This window comes from Citrobacter sp. ABFQG (assembly GCF_004322975.1).
GTDB classification, from domain to species: domain Bacteria; phylum Pseudomonadota; class Gammaproteobacteria; order Enterobacterales; family Enterobacteriaceae; genus Citrobacter; species Citrobacter freundii.
Genome location: NZ_CP036435.1, coordinates 700,489 through 720,562 on the forward strand (window position 1 = coordinate 700,489; position 20,074 = coordinate 720,562).

Below are 20,074 nucleotides of genomic sequence, written 5' to 3' on the forward strand. Positions count from 1 at the left end.
ACGGTTTTCGTAAATCGTTGTTTGAGTTGCTACTGTGAGCAAAATAGGACAAACAGGTGACAGTTAAATGTACGAAATATGACAGTTTTATGACAACGAAAAATACGGGAAATTTTTTATCTAAAAATACATTTAAAACAAAAAGTTAGTCACAATCATAACAATAATATTTCGTTAGAATTTTCTTTTTATGACACTGAAAACAGTAGTTGAAGATGACGGTTTGTCACATAAAACAGGCGGGATAATTGATTAAAAACAGAACAAGTTTAAAAAAATGCCCCGCTTGTAGCAGGGCATTTCCAGTTCAGTTAAGCACGGATTACTCTACGGTAACTGACTTCGCCAGGTTACGCGGCTGATCGACGTCGGTGCCTTTAATCAGTGCCACATGATACGCCAGCAGCTGCAGCGGAACGGTGTAGAAGATCGGTGCAATCACCTCTTCCACATGCGGCATCTCGATGATGTGCATGTTTTCGCTGCTGGTAAAGCCAGCATCCTGGTCAGCAAAGACGTACAGCTGACCGCCACGGGCGCGAACTTCTTCAATGTTGGATTTCAGTTTTTCCAACAATTCGTTGTTCGGCGCAACCACGATAACCGGCATATCGGCATCAATCAGCGCCAGCGGACCGTGTTTCAGTTCACCTGCGGCATAAGCTTCAGCGTGAATATACGAGATCTCTTTCAGCTTCAGCGCGCCTTCCAGCGCAATTGGATACTGATCGCCACGGCCAAGGAACAGCGCATGATGTTTGTCAGAGAAACCTTCTGCCAGAGCGGCAATGCGTTTGTCCTGAGACAACATCTGCTCAATACGACTCGGCAGCGCCTGCAGACCGTGAACGATCTCCTGCTCAATAGACGCATCAAGGCCTTTCAGACGGGACAGTTTCGCCACCAGCATCAGCAGAACGGTCAGCTGAGTGGTAAATGCCTTCGTGGAGGCCACACCGATTTCGGTACCGGCATTGGTCATCATCGCCAGGTCGGATTCGCGCACCAGAGAAGATCCTGGTACGTTACAGATAGCCAGCGATCCCAGATAGCCCAACTCTTTAGATAAGCGCAGGCCCGCCAGGGTATCCGCCGTTTCACCAGACTGAGAAAGGGTAATCATCAGGCTGTTACGGCGCACGGCGGATTTGCGATAGCGGAATTCGGAAGCGATTTCGACATCACAAGGAATACCCGCCAGCGATTCAAACCAGTAGCGGGACACCATACCGGAGTTGTAAGACGTACCGCAGGCGATAATCTGGATATGCTCAACCTGAGACAGCAGCTCGTTGGCACGCGACCCCAGCTCGCTTAAATCCACTTCACCGTGGCTAATGCGCCCGGTCAGCGTATTTTTAATCGCGTTCGGCTGTTCGTAGATCTCTTTCTGCATGTAGTGGCGATAAATACCTTTTTCGCCCGCGTCATACTGCAGATTCGATTCGATATCCTGACGTTTCACTTCTGCGCCAGACTTGTCGAAAATAGAGACAGAACGACGAGTCACTTCCGCGATGTCACCCTCTTCCAGGAAGATGAAGCGACGGGTTACCGGCAGCAGCGCCAGCTGATCGGAAGCGATGAAGTTTTCGCCCATACCCAGACCAATCACCAGCGGGCTACCAGAACGGGCCGCCAGCAGGGTTTCCGGATTACGGGTATCCATGATCACCGTGCCGTAGGCACCACGTAGTTGGGGAATAGTACGCAGCACGGCTTCACGCAGCGTACCACCCTGTTCCAGTTCCCAGTGCACCAGGTGAGCAATCACTTCGGTGTCGGTTTCAGAAACAAAGGTATAGCCACGCGTTTTCAACAGCTCACGCAGTGGTTCATGGTTTTCAATGATGCCGTTATGCACCACAACAATGTGTTCAGAAACATGAGGATGCGCGTTCGCTTCTGAAGGTTCACCGTGTGTCGCCCAACGGGTATGAGCGATACCTGTACCACCATGCAACGGATGTTCTTCCGCAGCAGCAGTCAGCATCTGCACTTTACCCAGACGACGCAGACGGGTCATGTTACCTTCAGCATCGACGACGGCCAGACCAGCAGAGTCATAACCACGATATTCCAGACGACGTAAACCTTCGAGAAGGATTTCAGCTACATCACGCTGCGCGATAGCGCCAACAATTCCACACATATTTTTTGATTCCGAATTTAGGCATTATGCCTGTCGTTGTCGCTGACCTGTATTTGCCCATTTCGGGCGCCCCGAGCCTTGTAGAGAGTGGGGTTATTTTTATGGTACTGCTTGTTGAGCGGAGGATTATGTTATCCCCTCATCTCTTGTGTGCCTGATGGCGCTTACGCTTATCAGGCCTACAGAACGTCACCGCACGTAGGCCGCCATCCGGCAAAAATCACTTACTTCTTCTTCACCGGACGCTGCCAGCCCTGTTTATGGACCTGAGGTACACGGCTTAATACCAGTTCGTTATCGGCGACATTACGCGTTACGGTGGTTCCGGCGGCAATCGTCGCACCTTTACCCACGGTGACAGGCGCCACCAGCTGAGTATCAGACCCCACAAACACATCATCACCAATAATGGTTTTAAACTTATTGGCGCCATCGTAGTTGCAGGTAATCGTACCCGCGCCGATATTCACGTTATCGCCAATTTCCGCATCACCCAGGTAGGTCAAATGACCGGCTTTGGAGCCTTTACCCAGACGCGCTTTTTTCATTTCGACAAAGTTACCCACGTGCGCGCCTTCCTGCAGCTCAGCCCCCGGGCGCAGACGTGCGAATGGACCAATGGTGCAAGCGGCTTCCAGATGCGCATCTTCCACCACACTGTATGGGCTAAGCTCGCAACCCTCACCAATCACGCTGTTTTTGATGATGCAACCGGCGCCAATCTTGACGCGATCCCCAACGGTTACGTTACCTTCAATGATAACGTTAGTATCAATTTCAACATCGCGCCCGTGAATAAGCGTACCGCGAAGATCAAAACGTGCCGGATCGCGCAACATCACGCCCGCCAGCAGCAGTTTTTCTGCCTGCTCGGACTGATAAACACGTTCCAGACGGGATAGCTGAAGACGGTTATTCACCCCTTCAGTTTCGCTAATGCGTGCCGGATGTACTGCAGCAATTTCACGTCCTTCCTTATACGCCATCGCGATGATATCGGTGATGTAGTATTCACCCTGCACGTTGTTGTTGGTCAGTTTAGACAGCCAACGCTTCATGTCAGCACCGTTGGCAATCAGGATACCAGTGTTTATTTCCTGGATTTGACGCTGCTCGTCGGTGGCATCTTTATGCTCAACGATACCCGTGACATTGCCGTTATCGCGGGTAATTCGGCCATAACCGGTTGGGTCATCAAGTTTTACCGTTAGCAAGCCAATGCCGCCCTGCGGTTTGGCTTCACGCAGGCGACGTAAGGTATCGGTAGAGATCAGCGGCACATCGCCATAGAGCATTAAAATGTCTTCATCATCACCAAAGAATGGCGCCGCCTGCTGCATTGCATGGCCGGTACCCAACTGTTCCGCCTGCAGAACCCAGTTCAGATTGCCATCTTTCAGCGTCTGCTTGAGCAAATCACCACCGTGCCCGTAGACCAGATGTACGTGAGTCGCACCTAATTCATTAGCAGCATCAATGACATGCTGAACCATCGGTTTTCCTGCGAGGGTATGCAGCACTTTAGGGAGATCGGAATACATACGCGTGCCTTTGCCTGCGGCAAGGATCACGACGCTCATAGCATTATTCAACATACACATCCTGACTGTAATTTGAGAACGAATTTATACCGTTTCACATTGAAAATACTACATTTTTTTCAGCGTGAAATGGACCGAAGATAAAACGTTCAACAGGGGTAATTCCCCATCTGATAACTCACTATTTTCGTCTAAATCAGTATCTTTTGTCTGCCAAAAACCTGGGGACTGCTCTTATTAAAGCCTTAGGTTAATGTTTTTGCTATTTTTTCACCGCATGAATAAAGAGTTACACATGCAAAGCCCGATTTTATTTATGTGATTCAGTGAGAAACCGAAAATGCGTACGCGAAATAAAAAGTTGAGGGAGAAGAGTAGGGGAGGGGATTTATAACAACAAGTGGCGCTGACTGATAAACCATATCAAGCATCGCGCCACAGGACAGGCAGGTAAAGTCTAAAAGCTCATATTGCTGAACATGGCGATGATTTTATTGAGTAATTTCATGTTGGCATCTCTTTTTATCTGATTTTATTATGTGACACACATCACATAAAAAGAGTCTACGCCGCATTTTTTAGCCAATCAATATTTTTATGATCTAAATCACAAAACAGCTTTCAATTTAAATGTTCTTGCAGCAAAAGCAAAAAAAAGCCAGCCTGGAAACCAGACTGGCCTTTATGCTTTTCAAGCCGGTGTTACATCGCTTTTTTGGTCAACTCGATAACGCGCAGTTTCGCGATCGCTTTGGCCAGTTCCGCAGATGCCTGAGCGTAATCCACGTCACCATGAGAGCTCTTGATGTGCTCTTCAGCCTTACGCTTCGCTTCCAGGGCTCTCGCTTCATCGAGATCCTGTCCGCGAATCGCGGTATCAGCCAGAACGGTCACGCTGCCAGGCTGCACTTCGAGAATGCCGCCGGACAGGTAGATAAACTCTTCATGACCGAACTGTTTAACGATGCGGATCATACCAGGCTTAATGGCGGTGAGCAGCGGTGCGTGACCCGGGAAAATACCCAGTTCACCTTCACTACCCGTTACCTGGATTTTCTCGACCAGACCAGAGAACATTTGTTGCTCTGCGCTGACGACGTCCAGGTGGTAAGTCATTGCCATATCACCCTCCGATTAAGGCGTTAAAGTTTTTTGGCTTTTTCCACGGCTTCGTCGATAGAACCAACCATGTAGAACGCCTGCTCTGGCAGGTGGTCGTATTCGCCTTCCATGATGCCTTTAAAGCCACGGATGGTGTCTTTCAGGGAAACGTATTTGCCCGGAGAACCGGTGAATACTTCCGCAACGAAGAACGGCTGGGACAGGAAGCGCTGAATCTTACGTGCGCGTGCTACCACCAGTTTATCTTCTTCAGACAGTTCATCCATACCCAGGATGGCGATGATGTCTTTCAGTTCCTGATAACGCTGCAGCAGGGACTGTACGCCACGCGCGGTGTCGTAGTGTTCCTGACCAACAACCAGCGGATCCAGCTGACGGCTGGTGGAGTCCAGCGGGTCAACTGCCGGGTAGATACCCAGAGATGCGATCTGACGGCTCAGTACCACGGTTGCATCCAAGTGAGCAAAGGTGGTTGCTGGGGATGGGTCAGTCAAGTCATCCGCTGGTACGTATACCGCCTGAACGGAGGTGATAGAACCGGTTTTGGTGGAGGTGATACGTTCCTGCAGAACACCCATCTCTTCCGCCAGGGTCGGCTGGTAGCCTACCGCTGATGGCATACGACCCAGCAGTGCAGATACTTCTGTACCGGCCAGGGTGTAACGATAGATGTTATCAACGAACAGCAGAACGTCACGACCTTCGTCACGGAACTTCTCAGCCATGGTCAGACCGGTCAGCGCAACACGCAGACGGTTTCCAGGCGGCTCGTTCATCTGGCCATATACCAGGGATACTTTGTCCAGAACGTTGGAGTCGGTCATTTCGTGGTAGAAGTCGTTACCCTCACGAGTACGTTCACCTACGCCCGCAAACACGGAGTAACCGGAGTGTTCGATCGCGATGTTACGGATCAGCTCCATCATGTTTACGGTTTTACCTACACCCGCACCACCGAACAGACCAACTTTACCGCCCTTAGCGAACGGACACATCAGGTCGATAACTTTGATACCGGTTTCCAGCAGTTCCTGAGAGCTTGACAGCTCTTCGTAGGAAGGTGCTGCACGGTGGATAGCCCAACGCTCTTCTTCACCGATATCGCCTTTCATGTCGATCGGGTGACCCAGAACGTTCATGATACGACCCAGCGTTGCTTTACCTACCGGGACTTCGATCGGGTGCTCGAGGTCTTTAACTTCCAGACCACGACGCAGACCGTCAGAAGAACCCATGGCGATGGTACGTACGATACCGCCGCCGAGCTGCTGCTGAACTTCCAGCACCAGGCTCTCTTTACCATTCATAACCTCAAGAGCATCGTACACGCGCGGTACGGCATCCTGAGGGAATTCGACGTCAACCACGGCGCCGATTACCTGGACAATTTTTCCAGTAGCCATCTTGAATCCTCTACGAATTAACCTGGTTATACCGCGGATGCACCACCGACGATTTCGGTGAGTTCCTGAGTAATGCTGGCCTGACGAGCTTTGTTGTATACCAACTGCAGCTCTTTAATCAGGCTGCCGCCATTGTCGGTCGCGGCTTTCATCGCCACCATACGTGCGGCCTGCTCGCTGGCCAGGTTTTCTACCACGCCCTGATAAACCTGAGACTCGACATAACGACGCAGCAGGGTATCCAGCAGCGCTTTCGGGTCTGGCTCATACAGGTAATCCCAGGATTTACGCTTCAATTCATCATCATCTGATGCCGGCAGAGGCAGCAGTTGGGTGATGGTTGGCGTCTGAGACATGGTGTTAATAAATTTGTTGCTGACAACGTACAGTCTGTCCAGGCGACCTTCATCGTAGGCCTGCAGCATCACTTTAACCGGACCGATCAGTTCGGACAGGGAAGGGTTATCCCCCATACCGGTTACCTGAGCAATCACATTACCGCCAACGGAGTTAAAGAAAGACACGCCCTTAGAGCCGATCATTGCGATATCGCACTGAACGCCTTTATCGGACCATGTTTTCATATCCGCCAGCAGCTTTTTGAACAGGTTAATGTTCAAGCCACCGCACAGACCACGGTCGGTCGACACCACCAGGTAGCCCACGCGTTTAACGTCGCGTTCTTCCAGGTAAGGGTGCTTATATTCCAGATTACCATTCGCAAGGTGACCAATCACTTTGCGCATGGTCTCTGCATAAGGACGGCTGGCCGCCATGCGATCCTGCGATTTACGCATTTTGGAAGCGGCGACCATCTCCATCGCTTTAGTGATCTTCTGCGTGTTCTGGACGCTTGCGATCTTACTACGTATCTCTTTTGCGCCGGCCATGAGCTTCTCCTCAATGCCTTGCGGTCCACCCTAAAGCAGACCGCCAGACGTTACCAGGACTGGGTTGCCTTGAAGGAATCGAGGATAGCTTTCAGCTTGCCTTCGATTTCATCGTTATAGCCACCGGACTGGTTGATCTCTTGCATCAGCGGAGCGTGGTCACGGTCAACGTAAGCCAGCAGAGCGGCTTCGAAGCTACCGATTTTCGCCAGTTCCACATCTTCGAGGTAACCGCGTTCAGCCGCGAACAGCACCACACCCTGCTGTGCAACAGACATTGGCGCATACTGTTTCTGCTTCAGCAGTTCAGTTACTTTCTGACCGTGGCTCAGCTGCTTACGAGTAGCTTCATCCAGGTCGGAAGCGAACTGAGAAAACGCTGCCAGTTCACGATACTGCGCCAGCGCGGTACGAATACCACCGGACAGTTTCTTGATGATCTTGGTCTGCGCTGCACCACCAACACGAGATACGGAGATACCCGGGTTAACTGCCGGACGAATACCGGAGTTAAACAGGTTGGTTTCCAGGAAGATCTGACCATCGGTAATAGAAATTACGTTGGTCGGAACGAACGCAGAAACGTCACCCGCCTGGGTTTCGATAATCGGCAGAGCGGTCAGGGAGCCGGTTTTACCTTTAACTTCACCATTGGTGAACTTCTCAACGTATTCCGCGTTTACGCGGGATGCGCGTTCCAGCAGACGGGAGTGGAGGTAAAATACGTCGCCCGGGAATGCTTCACGTCCTGGTGGACGACGCAGCAGCAGGGAAACCTGACGGTAAGCAACAGCCTGTTTAGACAGGTCATCGTAAACGATCAGTGCATCTTCACCGCGGTCACGGAAGTATTCGCCCATTGCGCAACCGGCATATGGTGCCAGGTATTGCAGTGCAGCAGATTCAGACGCGGTCGCCACAACAACGATGGTGTTGGACAGTGCGCCGTGTTCTTCCAGTTTACGAACCACGTTAGAAATGGTGGACGCTTTCTGGCCGATAGCCACGTACACACATTTGATGCCGGAATCACGCTGGTTGATGATGGCATCGATTGCCATCGCGGTTTTACCTGTCTGACGGTCACCGATGATCAGCTCACGCTGGCCACGACCGATTGGGATCATGGCATCAACAGATTTATAACCGGTCTGTACTGGCTGGTCGACGGACTGACGTTCGATTACGCCTGGTGCGATAACTTCGATTGGCGAGAAGCCATCGTTATCAACCGGACCTTTACCGTCAATCGGGGAACCCAGAGTGTTCACCACACGACCCAGCAGGCCACGGCCAACCGGAACTTCCAGAATACGACCCGTACACTTAACCTTCATGCCTTCGGCGAGGTCAGCGTATGGACCCATCACAACTGCACCTACGGAGTCGCGCTCCAGGTTCAGTGCGATAGCGTAACGGTTACCCGGCAGGGAAATCATCTCACCCTGCATACAATCGGCCAGGCCGTGAATGCGGATAACACCGTCACTTACAGAAACAATAGTACCTTCGTTGTGAGCTTCGCTCACAACATTGAACTGAGCAATGCGCTGCTTGATCAGTTCGCTGATTTCGGTGGAATTCAGTTGCATGCTCCAGTCCCCTTAAGACTGCAAGACGTCTGCAAGGCGTTCAAGACGGCCGCGTACGCTGCCATCAATGACCATATCACCCGCTCGGATGATTACGCCCGCCATTACAGACTTATCGATTTTGCAATTCAGCTTAACTTTGCGTGACAGACGTTTTTCCATCGCTGCGCTAATCTTCTTAAGCTGTTCATCACTCAGTGCATTGGCAGAAGTAACTTCTACCTCAGAGATAGCCTCACTGGCTGCACGCAGGTGAATAAACTGCTCAAGAACATCCGGGAGCGCATTCAGACGGTTATTTTCAGCCATTACCCGAATCAGGTTTTGGCCGCTTTCGTCCAGTTGCTCACCGCATACGGCGATAAACGACTCAGCGAGCGTTTCCGGCGCCAGCGCGCCAGAGAGAAGCTCTGCCATTTGTTCGTTTTTTGTCACCTCAGCGGCAAACATCAGCATATCCTGCCAACGGTCAACGCTTTGGTGCTCAACGGCAAAGTCAAAAGCTGCTTTGGCGTAGGGGCGAGCTACCGTAACAAATTCAGACATCAGCCCCTCCCTCCTTACAGTTCAGCGACAAGTTTGTCCACGATGTCGCTATTAGCAGCTTCATCCACGGAACGTTCGATGATCTTCTCGGCGCCAGCAACAGCCAGGATAGCAACTTGCTTACGCAGCTCTTCGCGAGCACGTTTACGCTCGGCTTCAATTTCCGCCTGCGCCTGTGCCACGATTTTAGTACGTTCCTGCTCTGCTTCAGTTTTAGCTTCGTCCAGGATCTGAGCACGGCGTTTGTTCGCCTGCTCGATGATTACCTGAGCTTCCGCCTTCGCTTTTTTCAGCTGGTCGGTCGCGCTGGCCTTTGCAAGGTCAAGATCCTTATGTGCTCGTTCTGCAGAAGCAAGGCCGTCAGCAATTTCTTTTTGACGTTTTTCGATGGCAGCCATTAAAGGCGGCCATACGTACTTCATGCAGAACAGAACGAACAGGACAAACGCGATGGCCTGGCCGAGGATTGTTGCGTTAAGATTCACAGCACAATGCCTCTATCTAGTTAACGTTCTGATATTGCTCTTAATTCAAGCAACGCTTACTACGCGACAGCAAACATCACGTACAGACCCAGACCTACAGCGATCATTGGGATTGCATCCACCAGACCCATAACGATAAAGAACTGAGTACGCAGCAGAGGAATCAGATCCGGTTGACGCGCTGCGCCTTCCAGGAATTTACCCCCGAGGATGCCGATACCGATCGCAGCACCGATTGCCGCCAGACCCATCATCACAGCGGCAGCAATGTACAGCAGATCCATATTCAGGTTTTCCATGACAGTCTCCAGTTTGTTTCAGTTAAAACGTAGTAGTGTTGGTAAATTAATGCTCTTCAGATGCCATCGACAGATAGACAATCGTCAGAACCATAAATATGAAGGCTTGCAGCGTGATAATCAGTATGTGGAAAATGGCCCACGGCACATTCAGGATCCACTGTGACCACCACGGCAACAGACCAGCAATCAGAATGAAAATCAGCTCACCAGCGTACATGTTACCGAACAGTCGCAGACCAAGTGAGATTGGTTTGGACAGCAGGCTTACCCCTTCAAGGATTAAGTTGACAGGGATGAACGCCCAGTGATTGAACGGCTGCAGCGTCAACTCTTTCGCGAAGCCACCGATGCCTTTCATTTTGATGCTGTAGAACAGAATGAGGATAAATACGCCCAGCGCCATCGACAGGGTGATGTTCACGTCAGCAGACGGAACCACACGCAGAGCCGGTAGGCCGAAGATATGCTCACCGATGTACGGCAGCAGGTCGATAGGCAGCAAATCCATCAAGTTCATCAGGAATACCCAGACGAAAATCGTCAGGGCCAGCGGAGCAATCAGCTTGCTTTTGCCATGGTACATGTCTTTCACGCTACCATGCACAAAGCCGATTACCAGCTCAATCGCAGTCTGAAATTTACCTGGTACGCCGCTGGTCGCCTTTTTGGCTACGCTACGGAACATAAGCAGGAACAACAGACCCAGAACCACCGAGAAGAAAATGGAGTCAATATTGAGCGTCCAGAAGGTGGCTGGGGGGTTGTGCGGATCCACCAGCGAGAATGTACGTAGGTCCAACTGAAGGTTATTCAGATGGTGTCCTATGTAATCCTGCGGCGTCATATTTTCTGAAGCCATGATGCCTTTACCCTTTGTTGTTAATTACAGCCGGCGCCAGTATCTGAACCACCAGCACCAAAACCCACGTAACGATCAGCGGCATGAATACCGCTTTCAAAACAGCCAACGCCACCACCAACAACACCAGCATAGCTAATACCTTGAAGGCTTCGCCGAAAGCGAACGTCCAGGCTACTCGGCCTTTAGCTGGTGTATGTGCCTGGTGACGCCAGGCAAATATCATAAACAACACATTAGGCAGTAACACTGCCAATCCACCGCACAATGCGGAGATGCCCCAGAAAGGGTCTTTGAGGCTAAATAGCAGTCCACTTGCTATTACCGCCAGAAACTGTGTGAGCAAAAGCTTACGAGCAACGTTTCGACTCAAGAGCGACATAGACATCACGTTTTTACTCCTGCTCCCTTCGAGGTATGCCGCGTGTCGTATAAAACGTTCTTTATGGCTTAGAGTCAAGCATCAAAAAGCGGTCAAATTATACGGTGCGCCTTCTCGATTTCAAACAATAAGTAGCTAAAAAGTGAATAAATGTTTAAATATTTTTCGCTACGCCACATTTATCACTTTTATGCAAACTGTGAACGATCATGCAAAACTGCAAAAGCCGCGTAAACACTGGCTGCAAAGCGTGCACCAGATCACATATTAAGCATATTCGCCCCGGCACTATTTATTTACTTGGCAAATGATGCCATTTCAACTTTTTGATATTTAAGCCTAAAATTCGTTACTGTTTTAAAAATAGCGAATAACAACAAAAAAACCACCCATTGACATTTATAATAAAAAATTAACACGAGCGGTGATTCTTTGATTCTATTTTTAGCAGGCTGATATTTTCACAGCTGACTTGTTTCACTTTTAACAAAAAACGGTACGTTATAGTTATGATGCAAAACCGTAAGGCATTAGTGAAATGTAACGACATTTAACCACACTATTCCTTATGACTTTTAACACCCGAAGAACCGTTTTTTTTCTATTTTTTTTGATAAAAATTAAATTTTGTTTGGCTTAATAACCACCAGATGACGTTCACCATCCAGTTGCGGAACGCGTAATTTTTCGACCGACTCGACGCTGAATTCTGCAGGCAACGAGGCAATTTCATCTTCAGGCAACTGCCCTTTTAGCGCATAAAAACGCCCTTCCTGACCAGGCAAATGATGGCACCAGCTCACCATATCATTGAGTGACGCGAAAGCACGGCTAATCACCCCATCAAACGGCGGCTCCGAAGGGAATTCTTCAACGCGACTTTGCACTGGAGTGATGTTAGTAAGCGCAAGCTCATGCTGCACCTGGCGCAAGAAACGAACGCGTTTTCCCAGGCTATCCAGCAGTGTGAAATGCGCTTCAGGACGTACGATGGAGAGAGGGATTCCCGGTAGGCCCGGACCAGTGCCGACATCGATAAAACGCTCGCCCTTCAGGTACGGCGCGACGACAATGCTGTCCAAAATATGGCGCACCAGCATTTCGTTGGGATCACGCACCGACGTCAGGTTGTACGCTTTGTTCCATTTATGCAGCATATCGACATACGCAATCAGCTGATTTTTCTGGTGATCGGTAAGAGAAATACCGGCATCAGCCAGCAGACGAGAGAGTTTGTTGAGCACGGTCGTTACCTGTAAATAATCTATTGCCCGACGCGCTGTCGCTTATCGGGCCGACAAATTTGTAGGGCGGGCAAACGAAGAGCTCCCGCCAAAAAGTGATATCAAGCGCTGCGACGCAGCATACCTTGTTTTTTCAGCCATACCAGCAGAATGGAGATGGCGGCAGGTGTTACGCCGGAAATACGCGATGCCTGACCGATCGATACCGGTTTGTGATCGTTCAGTTTGGCAATGACCTCATTCGACAAGCCGGAGACCTGACGATAATCCAGCGTTGCAGGCAACAGGGTGTTCTCATTACGCTGTTGTCTCTCGATCTCTTCCTGCTGACGGGCGATATATCCTTCGTATTTCACCTGAATTTCAACCTGTTCTGCGGCCTGAGCATCATCAAGCGCAGGTGCAAACGCAGATAAAGAGGTCAACTGAGCATAGGTCATATCCGGGCGACGCAGCAGATCTTCACCGCTCGCTTCACGTGACAGAGGTGTCGCCAGGTGAGCATTCACTTCTGCAGCGGACTCCGCTAACGGATTCACCCAGGTTGATTTGAGACGCTGGCGTTCTTGTTCAATACGCTCCAGCTTCTCGTTGAAGCGAGCCCAACGCTCATCGTCCACCAGTCCCAGCTCACGGCCAATTTCGGTCAGACGCAGGTCGGCGTTATCTTCGCGCAGCATCAAACGGTATTCCGCGCGTGAGGTGAACATGCGGTACGGTTCTTTGGTGCCCAGCGTACACAGATCGTCCACCAGCACACCAAGATAAGCCTGATCGCGGCGCGGCGCCCAGCCGTCTTTGTCAGCAGACAAGCGTGCGGCGTTCAGACCAGCCAGCATCCCTTGCGCGGCAGCTTCTTCATAACCGGTCGTACCGTTGATCTGACCAGCAAAGAACAGACCCTGGATGAATTTGCTTTCCAGAGTAGGTTTCAGGTCGCGCGGATCGAAGAAATCATACTCAATCGCGTAGCCAGGACGGACGATTCTGGCATTTTCCATCCCCTGCATGGAACGGACAATTTGCATCTGCACATCGAACGGCAGGCTGGTGGAGATGCCATTCGGGTAAATTTCGTTAGACGTCAGTCCTTCCGGTTCGAGGAAGATCTGATGTTGGTTACGATCGGCAAAGCGCATAACTTTGTCTTCGATCGACGGGCAATAGCGTGGGCCGATACCTTCGATCACGCCTGCGTACATCGGGCTACGATCGAGGTTATTACGGATCACATCATGGGTTTTTTCATTGGTATGCGTGATATAACACGGCATCTGGCGCGGATGTTGAGATGCATCGCCCAGGAATGAGAAGACCGGCATCGGGTTATCGCTGTTTTGCTGGCCGAGCACGCTGAAATCAATCGTGCGCGCATCGATTCGCGGCGGTGTACCGGTTTTCAGGCGACTGACGCGCAGCGGCAGTTCACGCAGACGACGTGACAGCGGAATAGACGGCGGATCGCCAGCGCGGCCACCGCTGTAGTTGTCCAGACCAATATGAATTTTGCCGTCGAGGAAAGTCCCCACGGTTAACACGACCGCTTTGGCACGGAACTTCAGTCCCATTTGGGTTACCGCGCCTACGACACGATCGTTTTCAACAATCAGATCTTCAACCGCCTGTTGGAAGATCATCAGGTTGGGTTGATTCTCCAGTGCGGTACGTACCGCCTGTCGATAGAGCACACGATCGGCTTGAGCGCGAGTAGCACGAACGGCAGGCCCTTTGCTGGCGTTTAGTATCCTAAACTGGATACCCGCATGGTCGATCGCTTTTGCCATCAACCCACCAAGCGCATCCACTTCTTTTACCAGGTGTCCCTTCCCAATACCGCCGATCGCCGGGTTGCAGCTCATCTGTCCCAGAGTGTCGATATTGTGTGTCAAAAGCAGAGTCTGTTGACCCATTCGCGCCGCGGCCATTGCGGCCTCGGTGCCTGCATGACCCCCGCCAATGATGATGACGTCAAAAGGATCCTGATAAAACATGGTGATTGCCTCGCATAACGCGGTGTGAAAATGGATTGAAGCCCGGGCCGTGGATTCTACTCAACTTTAGTCGATGGAGAAAGACCTGGGATCCTGGGTATTAAAAAGAAGATCTTTTTATTTAGAGATCTGTTTTATTGTGATCTCTTATTAGGATCGCACCTTTCTGTGGATAAGGGCGATCCTTTAAGTAAGATCAACAGGTTGCTGAGGATCATTAGCTGTGAATGATCGGTGATCCTGGTCCGTATAAGCTGGGATCAGAATGAAGGGTTATACACAACTCAAAAACTGAACAACAGTTGTTCTTGGGATAACTACCGGTTAATCCAAGCTTTTAACCAGAGTTATCCACATAAAAAAGTACGATCTTTACAAATCTCTGAGCAACGGATGCCACGATCCCAGCCAAATTTCAGCCGGATCTTCCGGAATTTCATGTTCCAGTACGTTGATCCTGAGCGTTTCGCCGATCTGTTTTGCCCCACAGGCCTTCAATTCGGCTTCCAGCTTGTCGATTGCGCCGCAAAAGGTGTCATATTCACGACTGCCGATCCCGATTGCACCAAAGTGCACTTGTGACAGGTTCGGTTTCTGCTCGCGTAAGGCATCATATAAAGGCTGCAGGTTGTCAGGAATGTCTCCTGCTCCGTGTGTGGAGCTGATAATCAGCCAGATCCCGTCAGTCGGAACCTCTTCAAGCATTGGCCCATGCAGTATTTCGCTGGAAAAACCGGCGTCGTCCAGCTTTTCAGCCAGATGCTCTGCTACATATTCCGCACTGCCAAGCGTACTACCGCTGATAAGAGTGATGTCTGCCATGATCGCCCACCTTTATAAAGAGGGCGTATTGTACGCTGTGTGCGAGCTGGGATCTACCTGTGGAAAAATAGGGGATTAAAAAACCCGATCACGGCTTGATGGTACGCATAATCGGGTTCTGCAAGACGATCAGGGTTTCAGTGGACTGAATTTCGTCAATTGTTTGGATCTTGTTGATAAGTACCTGCTGCAACGCGTCGATCGATTTGCACATTACCTTAATAAAGATGCTGTAGTGCCCGGTGGTGTAATACGCTTCGGTCACTTCATCGAGGCTTTCCAGTCTTGCAAGTGCTGACGGATAGTCTTTCGCACTTTTCAGAATGATGCCGATAAAGCAGCCGACGTCGTAACCCAATTGTTTGGGACTAACATCAATCCGCGCGCCGGTAATGATCCCGGCCTGCTTCATCTTTTCTACGCGAACGTGAATTGTTCCTGGGCTGACGCCGAACTGTTTGGCTAATTCTGCGTAGGCTGTACGGGCATTTTCCATCAGGGCATCAAGAATGCCGCGGTCCAGATTGTCGATCTGATAATTTTCCATAGGTTTTTCTTATGTAGATTAATGATTCCCTCTATTTTAGTCGTTAATTTTAACGAATCAAAATCGAAGTCGGCTTTTTGTTTGTTGATTATTGAATATTACCTCCATTCTGTTGCTTAATCATAGGCAACAGGACACAGGAGTACACATAATGAAAACCGCTTACATTGCCAAACAACGTCAAATTAGCTTCGTAAAATCTCATTTTTCTCGCCAGCTGGAAGAGCGTTTAGGTCTGATCGAAGTTCAGGCTCCGATCCTCAGCCGCGTTGGAGATGGCACGCAGGATAACTTGTCGGGCTGTGAAAAAGCGGTGCAGGTGAAGGTTAAAGCATTGCCAGACGCTCAATTCGAAGTGGTTCATTCACTGGCGAAGTGGAAGCGTCAAACGTTAGGACAACACGACTTTAGCGCAGGCGAGGGGCTGTACACGCATATGAAAGCCCTGCGTCCCGATGAAGATCGCCTCTCCCCGCTGCACTCAGTGTACGTTGACCAGTGGGATTGGGAGCGTGTGATGGGCGACGGTGAGCGTCAATTCTCCACTCTGAAAAGCACGGTAGAGGCTATCTGGGCGGGAATTAAGGCCACCGAAGCTGCGGTTAGCAAAGAGTTTGGTCTGGCACCGTTCCTGCCAGAGCAAATCCACTTTGTTCATAGCCAGGAGCTGTTATCTCGTTATCCGGATCTTGACGCAAAAGGTCGTGAACGTGCGATCGCTAAAGAGCTGGGCGCGGTATTCCTGGTGGGAATCGGCGGTAAGCTCAGTGACGGTCACCGTCATGATGTACGTGCGCCGGATTATGATGACTGGAGTTCAGCGTCTGAGCTGGGTCATGCCGGTCTGAACGGTGATATTCTGGTCTGGAACCCGGTTCTGGAAGATGCGTTTGAGCTGTCTTCTATGGGGATCCGTGTGGATGCTGACGCTCTGAAACACCAGCTGTCTTTGACCGGTGATGAAGATCGCCTGAGTCTGGAATGGCACCAGGCGCTGCTGCGTGGTGAAATGCCGCAGACGATTGGTGGGGGGATTGGGCAGTCGCGTCTGACCATGCTGTTGCTGCAATTACCGCACATTGGCCAGGTTCAGTGTGGCGTATGGCCGGCCCAGGTACGTGAAAGCGTCGCTTCTCTGCTGTAACAATTAACGCCGCCAGCGTCTGAGCAGGCGGCTTCGCATCCCGGTATCAAAGCGCCAGATATGATCGAAAATGCGCATGATGCCGGGTTTGCCATGTGCTGACATCGCTACCGCATGAAAACGGTGCTGGTGCACCCGCTGTAATTCCCCCACTTTGCTGACGACTTCATCGGGTAATCGCTGAGCGATAAAATCTGAGATAACCACCGCATCGGCATCAAACCATTCCCGACCCTGCATGCGTTCAATAATGGCGCGAAAACAGCTGGCAATATCAGTGCCACCACGAAAGCGTTGACTTAAAAAGCGGATCGCCTGTTCGATGCCCTCCGGACCGGAAAGCTCATAGCGCACCACTTCTGTTGAAAACAGCATAATGAAACAACGCCGGTTATCGGCAAGGGCGACGCGCATTAGCGCCAGGCAAAAGGCTTTCGCACACTGCTCATTAAACCCGCCCATCGATCCTGATGTATCAACGCAGACGATAAAAGGTCCGCGCGGTTGCTCGTCAAAATCCTGATGAACCACCGGACGTTCTGTTACCTTCTCACGCCATGCTTCGCCGTGCAGGCGGTAGGTCAGCAGTTGCTTTTCCACCAGCCGTCGGTAGAACTCGTATTCCAGTTCGGTTATGCCCAACGTGGCCAGTTCTGGCGGTAGCAGGCGCAGGATATCGTCACTTTGCTGGATGCCATCCACCTGCTCCGGGACGGTTGCCGGTTCGCGCACCAGGGTACGGAAGGTTTCCATTGGCGCATCTTTACGCGGCACGGATTTCGCCTCTCTGGAACGACCTAACTGCTCGGCCAGCCGCTGGAGTTCGGGTTGTTGCGTCAGAAATTCGCCGTATTTCACCATCAACTGATAATCACCGCGCTTGATTTGGCCCGCGCTCATATCCCACAACCGGCCTGCAGCGTTGTCATTTTCCGCCAGAACGGGTTCCAGTTGTCCGCTAAGGGTCATCCGTTCCTGTACTTCACTGAGCAAATGCTCGCGCTCTTCTTCCAGCAGTTGCTGATTCAGCGTTGTGGTTTGCACCACCAGGCTCAGGCGCCAGCGCTGGAGAAAAAGCGTATGTAGGGCGGGCGTAAAGGTGCTGTTGTCATTGACCAGTTGCTGCGCTTGCCCAGCCCAGGGCGAATGGAGTCGGTGCAATAGCGATAATATTTGCGGTAGTTGAACGATAAACTGTGCATGAGAGAGGAGCTGGCTTTGTTGATAACAAATGACTTCTTCTGCCAACTCCGGCGGCACATGGGTATCTTTGAGGCGGCTACGCAAAGATTCGCGCCAGCGGGGAATATCGTCAGTGATCGCTTTTTTAAGGCGAGGAAATTTTTTAAAAAATACCACCATCTTTGGGGAAGCCAACAGGGCGACGATCATCTCTTCGATCATCGCCTCTTCGCTGACTGCCAGCATTATGTTGAGTGTATCAAGGGTCAGCATTGTTGCGCCTGGCGGATTTGCGCCCCGACATCCTGCAGGCTGGCCTCAATGCGGCCTAACCAGTCGCTATGAATAAACAGGCATTTTTGCTGTTCGCTGAATGCGCTGTGCTGCTGATGCCACTCGTTATCGAGCGCTTCAAGCTCCTGCTTTATCTCTGCGGGCATACTCTCTTGCGAAGCCCCCGGCAGCGCCAGGCGAGAACCCTGTAAACTGACATCGCGCACAACCAGATGCTGTGCACTATCGACTTCCATATTCAGTGTTTGGGCAAAGCCGATCCCGTTTAATTTTCCGCGGATTTCACCGCCTTTTGTTAGCCACAGTTCCAGCGCACTGCGTTCAAAAGCAATATGGATAACTTCCATATCATGCAGCTTTAATGGCTTTTGTAGCAGTAATGTCACGACTGAGGACGTAGCTTCTGGTGGTAAATCATAATGAGGACGACGACTGAACATGCCACCCTGACGGATTACCGTGAACGCCGTTTTGTCGCTTTGTTGCTGCTGGAGTTGAATGCGGCGCTGCACAATACTGCCCAGGCGCGTCAGCATGGCTTGCTGCTGCCAGGCGTGTCCGGTCATCAATATTTCAAGCTGCTGTTGCATCAGATTCAGGCTTTGCGCGTCGTACCACAGACAATCTTTCAGCAGGATCAGGTCGATAGGTACTACCGCATCACGTCCGCTAAAGAAAGCGCTGGCCTGGAGTAAGCGGATCGCTTTTTTCCAGCGACGATCGGACACGTAGGGGGCATTCGGTAGCGTGTCCAACTGCTGGCGTAGGGTGAAAATAAGCTCAAACACGCGATCGGGAAGCTTGATGGCGCCAATGTCTTTTTGCCACTGGTGATACTCTTCATCCGTCACCTGCAATGATGCGGGGACCGGGTTGTCGCTTTCATCCTGCTGACTTAGCAGCATGGAGCGGAAATTGGCCTTGTCCTGAACTTTATCCAGCCACAGACGAATCAGCATACGGTCGTACAGCGCTTCCAGGCTGCTGTCGGCTTCAGGCAGTTCGTTGGATGCGGCCACCAGCAGACGCATCGGAATTTTTTCTTCATACGCGCCGTTGCGAAAGTGACGTTCGTTAATGGCGGTCAGCAGGGTGTTAAGAATTGCCGGGCCTGCTTTCCAGATTTCATCGAGAAAAACGATTTCAGCTTCAGGAAGATAGCCCGCCGTTAAGCGTTCATAGCGACCTTCGTCTTTAAGGGCCTGAATGGACAGAGGGCCGAAAACTTCTTCCGGCGTAGAGAAGCGCGTCATCAGGTATTCAAAAGCGCGTGCATTTTGGAAGGCAAACTTCAGTCGGCGGGCAATTAAGCTCTTTGCGATCCCCGGGGGCCCTAATAAGAAAACGCTCTCGCCGCTGAGTGCTGCCAGCAGACACAGACGAATGGCGTGGCTACGTTCAAAAAGTCCCTTTTCCAGCGCATTGCTCAGACGGGAAATTCTTTCCGCTAATAAATGTGGGTGAGCCATAATGAAGTGGCGTCCTTTCGCCAAATGTACTGCATAAACTGCGAGTATAGATGCTTCACACCATTGCAGTAATAGACTGAAGGTGCGCTTATTTTTCTTTGAGCCAG

At 50.9% G+C, this 20,074-nt stretch carries 18 protein-coding genes; 1 reads left to right on the forward strand and 17 read right to left on the reverse strand.

Annotated features, from left to right (window positions below; all coding sequences use genetic code 11):
* Positions 1-322: 322 nt before the first annotated feature.
* The 15 genes from glmS to asnC form a co-directional block, all read right to left on the reverse strand.
* A complete protein-coding gene (gene glmS, locus WN16_RS03505; RefSeq protein WP_003023813.1) occupies positions 323-2,152 on the reverse strand; it encodes a glutamine--fructose-6-phosphate transaminase (isomerizing) in 1,830 nt (609 codons plus the stop codon).
* Positions 2,153-2,376: 224 nt separating this feature from the next.
* Positions 2,377-3,747: a bifunctional UDP-N-acetylglucosamine diphosphorylase/glucosamine-1-phosphate N-acetyltransferase GlmU gene (glmU, locus tag WN16_RS03510; protein ID WP_044700491.1), complete on the reverse strand. Its 1,371-nt coding sequence runs from the start codon at positions 3,745-3,747 to the stop codon at positions 2,377-2,379.
* Positions 3,748-4,395: 648 nt separating this feature from the next.
* Entirely contained in the window at positions 4,396-4,815 is a 420-nt protein-coding gene (locus tag WN16_RS03515; RefSeq protein ID WP_003023809.1) for a F0F1 ATP synthase subunit epsilon, read from the reverse strand.
* Between the two features lie 20 nt (positions 4,816-4,835).
* On the reverse strand, positions 4,836-6,218 hold the full coding sequence (gene atpD / locus WN16_RS03520) for a F0F1 ATP synthase subunit beta (protein ID WP_003023806.1): 1,383 nt from the start codon (positions 6,216-6,218) through the stop codon (positions 4,836-4,838).
* 26 nt (positions 6,219-6,244) lie between these two features.
* Positions 6,245-7,108 (reverse strand): F0F1 ATP synthase subunit gamma, encoded by an 864-nt coding sequence (gene atpG, locus WN16_RS03525; RefSeq protein WP_003023804.1) that lies wholly within the window; start codon positions 7,106-7,108, stop codon positions 6,245-6,247.
* A gap of 50 nt (positions 7,109-7,158) precedes the next feature.
* The gene (gene atpA, locus WN16_RS03530) at positions 7,159-8,700 is read right to left on the reverse strand and encodes a F0F1 ATP synthase subunit alpha (protein WP_003023802.1); all 1,542 of its coding nucleotides are present in this window, start codon (positions 8,698-8,700) and stop codon (positions 7,159-7,161) included.
* Between the two features lie 12 nt (positions 8,701-8,712).
* A complete protein-coding gene (gene atpH, locus WN16_RS03535; RefSeq protein WP_003023799.1) occupies positions 8,713-9,246 on the reverse strand; it encodes a F0F1 ATP synthase subunit delta in 534 nt (177 codons plus the stop codon).
* Between the two features lie 14 nt (positions 9,247-9,260).
* Complete coding sequence (atpF, locus tag WN16_RS03540) at positions 9,261-9,731, reverse strand: F0F1 ATP synthase subunit B (protein WP_003023796.1); 471 nt, start codon at positions 9,729-9,731, stop codon at positions 9,261-9,263.
* Positions 9,732-9,790: 59 nt separating this feature from the next.
* The gene (atpE, locus tag WN16_RS03545) at positions 9,791-10,030 is read right to left on the reverse strand and encodes a F0F1 ATP synthase subunit C (protein ID WP_003023794.1); all 240 of its coding nucleotides are present in this window, start codon (positions 10,028-10,030) and stop codon (positions 9,791-9,793) included.
* Positions 10,031-10,076: 46 nt separating this feature from the next.
* Positions 10,077-10,892 carry a F0F1 ATP synthase subunit A gene (gene atpB, locus WN16_RS03550; RefSeq protein WP_003023792.1) on the reverse strand — a complete coding sequence of 272 codons (816 nt, stop codon included), beginning with the start codon at positions 10,890-10,892 and terminating at the stop codon, positions 10,077-10,079.
* Positions 10,893-10,899: 7 nt separating this feature from the next.
* A complete protein-coding gene (gene atpI, locus WN16_RS03555) occupies positions 10,900-11,280 on the reverse strand; it encodes a F0F1 ATP synthase subunit I (RefSeq protein ID WP_003023790.1) in 381 nt (126 codons plus the stop codon).
* A gap of 614 nt (positions 11,281-11,894) precedes the next feature.
* Positions 11,895-12,518, reverse strand: a complete 624-nt coding sequence (gene rsmG / locus WN16_RS03560) for a 16S rRNA (guanine(527)-N(7))-methyltransferase RsmG (protein WP_003023788.1) — start codon at positions 12,516-12,518, stop codon at positions 11,895-11,897.
* A gap of 101 nt (positions 12,519-12,619) precedes the next feature.
* A complete protein-coding gene (gene mnmG, locus WN16_RS03565; RefSeq protein WP_003023784.1) occupies positions 12,620-14,509 on the reverse strand; it encodes a tRNA uridine-5-carboxymethylaminomethyl(34) synthesis enzyme MnmG in 1,890 nt (629 codons plus the stop codon).
* Between the two features lie 372 nt (positions 14,510-14,881).
* A complete protein-coding gene (gene mioC / locus WN16_RS03570) occupies positions 14,882-15,331 on the reverse strand; it encodes an FMN-binding protein MioC (protein WP_003023782.1) in 450 nt (149 codons plus the stop codon).
* An 88-nt stretch (positions 15,332-15,419) separates the two neighbouring features.
* Entirely contained in the window at positions 15,420-15,878 is a 459-nt protein-coding gene (gene asnC / locus WN16_RS03575; RefSeq protein ID WP_003023780.1) for a transcriptional regulator AsnC, read from the reverse strand.
* Between the two features lie 151 nt (positions 15,879-16,029).
* Here asnC and asnA point away from each other — a divergent pair, with 151 nt between their 5' ends.
* Positions 16,030-17,022 (forward strand): aspartate--ammonia ligase, encoded by a 993-nt coding sequence (asnA, locus tag WN16_RS03580; RefSeq protein ID WP_003827009.1) that lies wholly within the window; start codon positions 16,030-16,032, stop codon positions 17,020-17,022.
* A gap of 3 nt (positions 17,023-17,025) precedes the next feature.
* Here asnA and viaA read toward each other — a convergent pair whose 3' ends face one another.
* On the reverse strand, positions 17,026-18,477 hold the full coding sequence (gene viaA / locus WN16_RS03585) for an ATPase RavA stimulator ViaA (protein WP_003023773.1): 1,452 nt from the start codon (positions 18,475-18,477) through the stop codon (positions 17,026-17,028).
* The gene (gene ravA, locus WN16_RS03590; protein ID WP_044700493.1) at positions 18,471-19,967 is read right to left on the reverse strand and encodes an ATPase RavA; all 1,497 of its coding nucleotides are present in this window, start codon (positions 19,965-19,967) and stop codon (positions 18,471-18,473) included. Before ravA ends, viaA begins: the two co-directional genes overlap by 7 nt.
* Positions 19,968-20,074: the final 107 nt, after the last annotated feature.